Raw genomic sequence first — 1,521 nt, forward strand, 5'->3', positions numbered from 1 at the left:
GTTACTGACTTCCGTAAGATCTGCCAACATCAACGCTCGTAGGATTTTGAGAGCTGCTTGGAATGGTTCAAAAAGAGCTTAGCTTAATGGGTTTGATGCATTGTTCTATTCCGTATTCTTTTCTCCTTTTATAATTTTCGTTCTGATAAACCCAGTTTTAATCGGCATTAATTTTTGGTGCCAACTTCTAATATTTTTCTAACCAGTTATTTTTCTCTAATAAAGTTATTGAATCAAGCAACAATTTTCGAAAATCACTCAAAGGTCTATTAAAAAGTCCGACAACAAGAATGTCCTTCTCGGGTATCGTTACATAAAATGCTTTAAAGCCACCTTGAGAACCATTATGATAAACAAAATCAACTTCGAAATTACTTTGACTTTTAAATAGTTTCTGCTCCCCTGTAAACCAACTATATCCAACAAAAGGATTTAAGGTGTGAGACCAGTTTTCAGGGTGAAAGGCTGTTCTAGATTCTTTAATCATTTCCTGGCTTAGAAAAACGTTTTTTTGAATAGCTGCTTCATATTTAGCAAGATCTAATATGGAACTCCAAACGCCACCGTTTCCAGCCGCAGCAAAAGTTGGCACTTCACCATAATCATATTCATAATATGCCCCATAATAAGTACTATCTCCCTCTTTATAGAAATTGCTATAACCGTGAGCAACTCCAGATTCTGGATAAGACCCATTGGTGATTTTACTATCGTTCATACCCGATGGTTTGAAGATGTTGTCTTCAATAAACTGTTGCCAAGGTTCATTAGCGATTTGTTCAATGATTAATGCTAATCCGTTATAAGACGGATTTGAATATTGAAACTTTGTTCCAGGTTCAAAATTCAAACTGTCTGCATGCTTTAGCGGTTCAAAATTCTCTTTATCCTTCGCTGTAAGATAAAAATCGTAATTATCCTCAACTTCCCGCATGTCGGGCAGCCCCGATGTATGAGACAACATGTGCTTGATAGTCACTTTTGAAGCAAGTTCTGTATTATTGAAATCGTCAAAATATTTAGAGAGCTTATCATCCAATGAAAGGGAATCTCTTTCATTGAGAATAAGAATTCCGTTTGACACAAATGTTTTCGAAATGGAACCAGTATTAAAAATGGTGTTTTCAGTAATTTTCTCCTTTGTTTCAAGGTTTGCTAGTCCATAGCTTTTCATAAAAACTATTTTGTCTCCTTTTTTTACTAGCACTGAACCTCCTGGTTCTTCTTGAGAGAATTCATTGGCAAACAATTCATCAAGCTGAGATTCTAAATTACTATTAGATGGATCATTGGAACATGAAATCACTGCAAGGCAGATAATAAAGAATGAAATATATTTCATAATTGTTGTTTTTGCCAGTTTCTAACAATGATAGTATGTAAAGTATTGAATTTACTGATAAGCATCATAATTCCTATTGTTTTTTCTTATGGAATAGAACGAAGGTAACCGTCCGAGCAACCCCATCTTGCCCACCCCCAATCCGCACCAGAGCTTTGCCCCGAACCAAAGCAGTAAGC

General features: G+C 35.7%; 1 protein-coding gene. It reads right to left on the reverse strand.

Annotated elements, in window-relative coordinates; translation table 11 throughout:
* Positions 1 to 187: 187 nt before the first annotated feature.
* Positions 188 to 1,342, reverse strand: coding sequence for a serine hydrolase domain-containing protein (locus tag B036_RS0126640; RefSeq protein WP_020571780.1), 1,155 nt, complete (start codon positions 1,340 to 1,342; stop codon positions 188 to 190).
* Positions 1,343 to 1,521: the final 179 nt, after the last annotated feature.

It is taken from the genome of Neolewinella persica DSM 23188, assembly GCF_000373105.1.
Lineage (GTDB): Bacteria > Bacteroidota > Bacteroidia > Chitinophagales > Saprospiraceae > Neolewinella > Neolewinella persica.